The following is an 8,216-nucleotide window of genomic DNA, read 5'->3' as shown; positions in this document are numbered from 1 at the left end:
GGCACCCGGCCCCGCGCCGGGCCGGGGCTCATCCGGCCGTGGCCGTGCCGTCCGGGCCGACGGCGGTGCCGATGGCCGCGCCACCGGGCGCACCGGTCCGGGCCAGCAGGGCGTCGAGCAGCTGGTCACCCATCAGCGAGATGGGCGGCGCGCCCATGGTGACCACGACGTCCCCGGGCCGCGCCCGGCGGGCCACCTCGGCGGGCACCTCGTCCCACGAGTCGACGAAGACCTTCCGGTCGGCCGGCAGCGGCACCGCCTCGATCAGCGCGGCCGCCCCCTCGCCCGGCTGGCGCAGCTCGCCGGGACCGAAGACCTCCAACAGCACCAGCTCGTCCGCGATGGCGAGGGCCGCGGCGATCTCGGGCTGGAGGTCCCGGGTTCGGTAGAGCCGGTACGGCTGGAAGACCACGATCAGCCGGCCGTCGCCGGCCACCTCACGCAGCGTCTGCAGGGCCAGCGTCATCGAGGTCGGGTGGTACGCGTACTCGTCGTAGACCAGCACGCCGTCCGCGACGCCCTTGCGCTCGAACCGTCGCCGTACCCCGGGGAACGCGCCGAGCGCCGCCTCCGCCGCCTCGACCGGAAGCCCCAGCAGGTACGCGGTGAGCACGGCGGAGGCGCTGTTGAGCCCCATGTGCCGCCCCGGGATCGGCAGCCGGATCTCGCCCAGCGACCGGCCGTCGATCTCGGCCAGGTAGCGCACCCCCTGGGAGGAGGAGGCCATCTCGCTCAATCGCAGGTCGGCGTCGGCCGACTCGCCGTAGGTGTACACCTGGCGTCCGTCGGCGCGCAGCGTCACGGCCAGCCGCCGCCCACCTGGGTCGTCGGCGCAGGTGATGATGAACCCCTCCGGGTCGGTGAGCCGGGCGAACTCGGCGAAGGTCGCCTCCAGGTTGGCCAGGTCGCCGTAGGTGTTCAGGTGGTCCGCCTCGATGTTGGTGATGATCGAGACGTACGGGCGGTAGATCAGGAACGAGCGGTCACTCTCGTCCGCCTCCACCACGAAGTACTCGCCGGTGCCGTGGTGCGCGCCGGAGCCCACCTCGGAGATCTCCCCGCCGATCACGAAGGACGGGTCGGTGCCGGCCTGCTGCAGCACCATGGTCACCATCGAGGTGGTGGTGGTCTTGCCGTGCGTACCGGCGACCGCCACCGTGCGGCGGCCGGTCATCGCCGCGGCGAGCGCCTCGGAGCGGTGCAGCACCCGCAGGCCCCGCCGGCGCGCCTCGACCATCTCCAGGTGGTCCTGCGGGATCGCCGAGGAGTAGACGACCGTGTCCACGCCGTCGAGGTTCGACACCTCGTGGCTCATGTGGATGGTGCCACCGAGCGCCCGCAGGCCGGCCAGGGACGGCCACTCCCGCAGCTCGCTGCCGGAGACCGGCAGGCCCCGGGTGAGGAAGAGGCGGGCCAGGCCGCTCATGCCGACCCCGCCCACCCCGATCAGGTGGATCCGGCCCAGGTCCTCCGCGGTCAGCGTGCCGGCGGGGGTGAACTGCGCGGTGTTCATGAGAGGTACCTTCCCGTCGCGGCGGCCCGCATCAGCGGGTCACCGCCTCGTAGACGAAGTTCAGCAGGGCCACGTCGCCGTCCCGCCGCCCGTACGCGGCGGCGGCGGCACCCATGGCGGCGAGCCGCTGCGGGTCCCGGATCAGCGGGATGACCGTCCGCTCCAGCCAGTCCGGGGTCAGCTCGGCGTCGTCGACGAGCAGCCCACCCCCGGCCTCCACCACGGGCAGCGCGTTGCGCTTCTGCTCCTGGTTGCTGTGCGGGTACGGCACGTAGATGGTGGGCAGGCCGATCGCCGCCACCTCGGCGCAGGTCATCGCGCCGCCCCGGGCCAGCATCAGGTCGGCGGCCGCGTAGCCCAGCTCCATCTCGGACAGGTAGGGCAGCGTCACGTACGGCACCGGCAGGTCGGTCGGGATCGACACCGGCTCGTTGCGGGCGCCGATCACGTGCAGCACCTGGACGCCGTGGCGGGCCAGCTCCTTGGCCGCGCCGGAGACCGCCAGGTTGATCGAGCGGGCGCCCTGCGAGCCACCGGCGACGAAGAGCACCGGCAGGTCGGGGCGGAGCCCGAAGTGGGCCCGGGCGGCGTTGCGCATGGCGGCCCGGTCCAGCCCGGCGATGCCGCGGCGCAGCGGCACCCCGACCACCCGGGCGTCGCGCAGCGACTCGGCCTGCGCGGGCTGGTGCGGGAAGCCCACCGCGACGTGCTTGGTGAACTTCATGCCGAGCCGGTTGGCCACGCCCGGGGGCACGTTCACCTCGTGGATGACGATCGGCAGCTCCCGCCGCCAGGCGGCGAGGTAGCCGGGCACCGAGACGTACCCGCCGAAGCCGACCACGACGTCGGCCTGGACCTCGTCGATCACCTTGCCCGCGGCGCGGGCCGCCTTCCACATCCGGTCCGGGGTGCGGACCAGGCTCATGTTCACCGAGCGGGGCAGCTGGTAGGCCGGGATCTGGCGCAGGTCGTAGCCGGCCGGCGGGATGAGCTCGTTCTCCAGGCCCTTCGGTGTGCCGAGGCAGGTGATCCGGACGCCCGGGTCGTGTCGGCGCAGGCAGTCGGCGAAGGCGAGGAGCGGGTAGATGTGCCCACCCGTGCCCCCGCCGCAAAGCACCACCGAACGCAGCGGACCCATCAGCGTCTCCTCTCGCTCGCCGTCCCGGCGCGCGTCCGGCTGGGCCGGGCGCCGCGGGCTGCGGCCTGGTCGTCCTCCCGCCGCGGGCGGGACCGGGGTACGGACCCACGGTCGGCCGGTGGCGGCGCCGGTCGGCGTCGCCGGCCGGGAAGCGGCGGCAACGGGGCCCAGAGTAGTCGGACCCACCGGGCGGGTGGACGGGCATGCAGGGCTCGGGCCGCATCCGGCTCGGCCCGGGCGAACGAGGCGAGCATCCCCACCGCCGCCAGGGTGACGACCAGGGCGCTGCCGCCGTCGGAGATGAACGGCAGCGGCACGCCGGTCAGCGGCAGCAGCCCGGTGACCCCGCCGACGTTGATGACCGCCTGACCGACCAGCCAGGCCGTGACGCCCGCGGCGGCGAGCCGGCGGAACGGGTCCTCCACCCGGCGGGCGATCCGCAGTCCGGTGTACGCCAGCACGGCGAAGAGCACCAGGATCACGGTGCAGCCAACCACGCCCAGCTCCTCGGCGATGATCGCGAAGATGAAATCGTTGTGCGCCTCGGGCAGCCAGCCGAACTTCAGGCTGCTCTTGCCGAGGCCGACGCCGAACCAGCCGCCGTGCTCGATGGCGTTGCGGGCCTGCACGATCTGGTAGCAGTTGGTCTCGAAGCACTTCGCCGGGTCCGGCGGGTCGATGAACGAGGTGAGCCGGGCCAGCCGGTAGTTCTCCTCGCCCCGGGCGCCGGAGCCGGCGCCGAGTGAGGCCACCGCGACCAGCAGGCCGATGCCGAGCAGACCGACCGCGGAGAGGGTGGCGAAGACCCGCATCCGCACGCCGGCCGCCCAGAGCAGGCCGACCACCAGGGCGAGCAGGCAGAGCATGCTGCCCAGGTCGTTGTAGCCGACCAGCACGAAGAGCAGGCCGACCACCGGGAAGAGCGGGGTGGCCAGCTCCTTCCACCAGCCCAGCGCCGCCCCCTTGCGGGCCAGCACGTGCGCGCCCCAGAGCGCCAGGGCCAGCTTGGCCACCTCGGCGGGCTGCACCTGGATCGGGCCGAGGTAGAGCCAGAGCAGGTGGGCGCGGAGCGGGCCGACCGAGCTGACCCGGAACAGCGCCTCCAGCGCGACGAGCACGTTGAGGATCAGCAGCAGCACCACCGCCACCCCGAGCACCGGCCGCCCCAGCGCCCGGAAGGTGCGCGCGGGCAGCCGCTGGCAGGCCCAGAACGCGACGATGCCGATCACCGCAAAGATCGTCTGCTTGACCAGTGAGGCGCTGGCGTTGCCGTCCTCGGCGTAGTCCTTGACGCTGGTGGCCGAGAAGACCATGGTCAGGCCGATCACCAGCAGCAGGCCGGCGCTGGAGATCAGCAGGTAGTACGAGGCCAGCGGCCGGGCCAGCAGGCCACGCAGCGCGGCCAGCCCGCCGGCCGCGTCCAGCCCGAGCAGTGCGCCGGGCGGGTCCGGCGCGCGCACCGGCGCGGGCGCCCGTCGGGCCTGCGTGTCGGTCGTACCCTCGGTGTCTCGTCCCTCCCCCACCCGCACATCATCGCGGCTGGGCACGCCCGCCCGTGGCGCAACCGCCCGGTCGGCGTGTCGGAGAACGGAAGGAGGGGCGCCGGCGGTCGCCGGGCCCCTCCGGACCGTGTTGTCTCGCGGCGCGGCTCAGGTCACCGCGGCGAGGAACTCGCTGTAGAACAGGCCCAGCGCGATGGCCACGCCGATACCGGCGATGATCCAGAACCGGACCACGATGTTGACCTCGCTCCAACCGGCGAGTTCGAAGTGGTGCTGCAATGGCGACATCCGGAACACCCGCTTGCCGGTGGTCCGGAACGAGATGATCTGGATCACCACCGACATCGTGATGATCACGAAGAGGCCGCCCAGGATCGGCAGCAGCAGGATGGTCCGGGTGGACATCGCCATGCCGGCGATCAGGCCGCCCAGGCCAAGCGCGCCGGTGTCACCCATGAAGATCCGCGCCGGCGAGGTGTTCCACCAGAGGAAGCCGACGCAGGCGCCGGCCGCCGCCCCGGCGATCAGCGCGATCTCCAACGGGTCCCGGACGGTGTAGCAGTACGCCTCGGTGTAGTTCGGGTCGGCGCACCAGTGCCGGTACTGCCAGAACGCGATCAGCGCGTACGCGGCCAGCACCATCACCGAGGCGCCGGTGGCCAGGCCGTCCAGACCGTCGGTGAGGTTCACGCCGTTGGTCGCCGCCATCACCACCATGATGATGACGATCACCGCCCCGATCTTGCCGATCTCCAGCGCCGGGATGTCCCGGATGAAGCTCAGCGTGGTGCTGCCCACCGTCTCGGCGTTGGTCCGGTTGCCGGTGACGTCGTACATGGTGCTCGGGAAGTAGAGCGCGACGACACCGAAGATCGCCCCGACCAGGATCTGGCCGGCCAGCTTGCCGCGCTTGTTCAGCCCACCGCTGTGCCGCTTGCGCACCTTGAGGAAGTCGTCGATGAAGCCGACTGCCCCGGAGAAGACCATCAGACCGAGCAGCACCAGCGCGGTGATGGTCGGTTCCACCTGGGCGATCTGCGCATCCGGCAGGGTGGTCAGCGCCAGGTGGCCGGCGACGTACGCGATCACCGTGGCCAGGATGAAGACCACGCCGCCCATCGTCGGCGTGCCCTTCTTGGTCTGGTGCATGGCCGGGCCCTCGGCCCGGATCGGCTGGCCCGCCTTGAGCCGAGTGAACACCTTGATCGCGATCGGTGTGCAGAAGAGTGAGATCAGGAACGCGACCCCGACGGCGACGATCACCGCCCTCATGAAGTGACCTCGTTCCCGGCGGCCGCACGCAGCGCGTCGGCCACCTCCCAGGTGCGGTACCGGGAGCCCTTCACCAGGACCACGTCACCCGGACGTAGCTCGCCCCGCAGCACCTCGACGGCCGCCGCCTGATCGGTGAGCAGCACCGACTCTCCTCCCCAATTGCCTACCGCTGTCGCGCCTTCGTGGATCGGCGCCGCCGGCTCGCCCACCACGAGCAGCCGGTCGATGCCCAGCTCGGCGGCCAGCCGGCCGACCTGCTGGTGTCCCTCCGTCTCGAAGTCGCCCAACTCGGCCATGTAGCCGAGCACCGCGACGGTACGCCCCTGCCCCCGCATGCTCGCCAGCGCCCGCAGCGCGACCCCCATCGAGGCCGGGTTGGCGTTGTACGAGTCGTCGATCACCGTGACCCCGTCGGGCCGCTCGAAGACGTCCATCCGCCGGGTGGAAACCAGCCCCAGCTCGCCGAGCGCGGCGGCCAGGTCGGCCAGCGGCATGCCCAGCTCCCGGGCCACCGCTGCGGCGGCGAGCGAGTTGGAGACCTGGTGCCGCCCGGTCAGCCCGAGCCTCACGGGCGCGCGGCCCTCCGGGGTGACCAGGGTGTACGACGCTCGCCCCCGCTCGTCCAGCGTCACGTCCACGGCCCGCACGTCGGCGTCCCCGGACTCGCCGTACCGGACCACCCGGGCCCGGGTCCGGGAGGCCATCGCGGCGACCAGCGGGTCATCGGCGTTGAGCACCGCCAGCCCGTCGGCCGGCAGCGCCTCGACCAGCTCCCCCTTGGCCAGCGCGATGGTCTCGACCGAGCCGAACTCGCCGATGTGCGCGACGCCGACGTTGAGCACCACCGAGATCCGCGGCGGCACCACGTCACAGAGGTAGCGGATGTGCCCCACCCCGCGGGCGCCCTTCTCCATCACCAGATAGCGGGTCTCCGGCCCGGCCTGCAGCGCCGTGTACGGGTGGCCCAACTCGTTGTTGAACGAGCCGGGCGGCGCCACCGTGGGGCCGAGCCGGACGGCGAGCTGGGCGATCAGGTCCTTGGTGGTGGTCTTGCCGGACGAGCCGGTCAGCCCGATCACGGTCAGCCCGGGCAACCGGTCGACCACCGTACGGGCCAGCTTGCCCATCGCGGTCAGCGCGTCGTCGACAAGCACCATCGGCACACCGGGCACCTCCCGGGTGCCGAGCACCGCCACCGCGCCGGCCGCCACCGCGCCGGCCGCGTAGTCGTGCCCGTCCACCTTCTCCCCGGGGAACGCCACGAAGAGGCCACCCGGGCCGATCTTGCGGGAGTCGAACTCGACCGAGCCGGTGACCCGGGCGTCCGGGTCGGCGGCGACCAGCCGCCCGTCGACCGCCGAGGCCACCTCGGCGAGGCTCAGCGGGATCACCGCTGACCCGCCCGGTCCCCGAAGCGGGCGCGCAGCGCCTCGGCCAGCTCCACCCGGTCGTCGAAGGGGTGCACCTCGCCGGCGACCTCCTGGCCGCGTTCGTGCCCCTTGCCGAGCACCGCCACCACGTCGCCCGGCTCGGCCAGCCGGACCGCCTCCGTGATCGCCGCGCGCCGACCGTCCACCTCGATGATCCGCGCGGGCGCGCCGGCCGCGTACGCCCCGGCGAGCACCTCCGCCCGGATCGCGGACGGGTCCTCCGTCCGCGGGTTGTCGTCGGTCACCAGCACCACGTCGGCTCCCTCCGCGGCGGCCGCGCCCATCACCGGCCGCTTGCCCCGGTCCCGGTCGCCACCCGCGCCGATGACGCAGATCAGCCGGCCGGTGCTCAGTTCCCGCAGCGCGGCCAGGGCGGCCACGATCGCATCCGCCTTGTGCGCGTAGTCGACCACGCCACGCACCGGGGCGTCGCCGCTGACCAGCTCCAGCCGACCCGGCACGCCGCCGCAGGCCGCCACGCCGGACGCCGCGGTCGCCGGGTCCACCCCGACGGCGACCAGCGCGGCGATGGCCAGCAGCGCGTTCGCCACGTTGTGCCGCCCCGGCAGCGCCACCCCGGCCGGGACGGTCAGCCCGTCCGGGCCGTGCGCGGTGAACCGCTGGGCGTACCCCTCGCCGTCGACGTCGCTGGCGTACCAGGTGGCGGTCGGGTCGCCGGCCGCCGAGTAGCTGACCGTGGCCGGCTGGAACAGCGGGCGCAGCGCCGGGTCGTCGTGGTTGAGCACCTCGACCGCGCAGCGGCCGTCGAAGAGCTGCGCCTTCGCCGCGAAGTAGTCCGCCGAGTCGGCGTGGAAGTCCAGGTGGTCGGAGCCGAAGTTGGTGTAGCCGCCGACGGCGAACCGGACCCCACCGACCCGCCCCATCGCCAGGGCGTGGCTGGAGACCTCCATGACCACCGCGGTCACCCCGCGCTCCCGGGCGGCGGCGAGCATGGCTGTCTCTTATACCCACCACCGCGGTCACCCCGCGCTCCCGGGCGGCGGCGAGCATGGCGTGCAGGTCGGTCGCCTCCGGGGTGGTCCGCACGCTGTCGATCACCAGGTCGCCCAGGCGGGTCTCCACCGTGCCGATCAGGCCGGTGGTGTGGCCGGCGGCGCGCAGCCCGGATTCGATCAGGTACGCGGTGGAGGTCTTGCCGGCGGTGCCGGTCACCCCGATCACGGTCAGCCCCGCGGTGGGGTCGCCGTAGACGGTGGAGGCGACCGCGCCGAGCACCGCGCGGGGATCGGCCACCACGAGGACGGGCAGGCTGGCCGCGGCGGCCAGCTCCGCACCGGCAGGGTCGGTCAGCACGGCCACCGCGCCGGCCTCCGCCGCGCCGGCGGCGAACTCCGCAC

The 8,216-nt window shown here is 73.4% G+C and carries 5 protein-coding genes and 1 pseudogene; all 6 read right to left on the bottom strand.

Going from position 1 to position 8,216, the window contains the following annotated elements; genetic code table 11:
* Positions 1-28 precede the first annotated feature (28 nt).
* Positions 29-1,513 (bottom strand): UDP-N-acetylmuramate--L-alanine ligase, encoded by a 1,485-nt coding sequence (murC, locus tag DKL51_RS08060; RefSeq protein WP_109943501.1) that lies wholly within the window; start codon positions 1,511-1,513, stop codon positions 29-31.
* A 31-nt stretch (positions 1,514-1,544) separates the two neighbouring features.
* The gene (gene murG / locus DKL51_RS08055) at positions 1,545-2,651 is read right to left on the bottom strand and encodes an undecaprenyldiphospho-muramoylpentapeptide beta-N-acetylglucosaminyltransferase (RefSeq protein WP_109943500.1); all 1,107 of its coding nucleotides are present in this window, start codon (positions 2,649-2,651) and stop codon (positions 1,545-1,547) included.
* Complete coding sequence (locus DKL51_RS08050; protein ID WP_243422260.1) at positions 2,651-4,111, bottom strand: FtsW/RodA/SpoVE family cell cycle protein; 1,461 nt, start codon at positions 4,109-4,111, stop codon at positions 2,651-2,653. The genes murG and DKL51_RS08050 overlap by 1 nt, the downstream gene beginning before the upstream one ends.
* Positions 4,112-4,300: 189 nt before the next feature.
* A complete protein-coding gene (gene mraY, locus DKL51_RS08045; protein WP_109943498.1) occupies positions 4,301-5,425 on the bottom strand; it encodes a phospho-N-acetylmuramoyl-pentapeptide-transferase in 1,125 nt (374 codons plus the stop codon).
* A complete protein-coding gene (locus tag DKL51_RS08040; protein ID WP_124811897.1) occupies positions 5,422-6,819 on the bottom strand; it encodes a UDP-N-acetylmuramoyl-tripeptide--D-alanyl-D-alanine ligase in 1,398 nt (465 codons plus the stop codon). Before DKL51_RS08040 ends, mraY begins: the two co-directional genes overlap by 4 nt.
* Positions 6,816-8,216: pseudogene (locus DKL51_RS08035) on the bottom strand (Mur ligase family protein); the annotation flags it as partial. The gene DKL51_RS08040 and the pseudogene DKL51_RS08035, both read right to left, overlap by 4 nt.

Origin of the sequence: Micromonospora globispora (assembly GCF_003857015.1) — a bacterium.
Taxonomy (GTDB): Bacteria; Actinomycetota; Actinomycetes; order Mycobacteriales; family Micromonosporaceae; genus Micromonospora; species Micromonospora globispora.
Note: the sequence above shows the minus strand (reverse complement) of the source record. Positions and strands in the feature narration are given on the sequence as shown.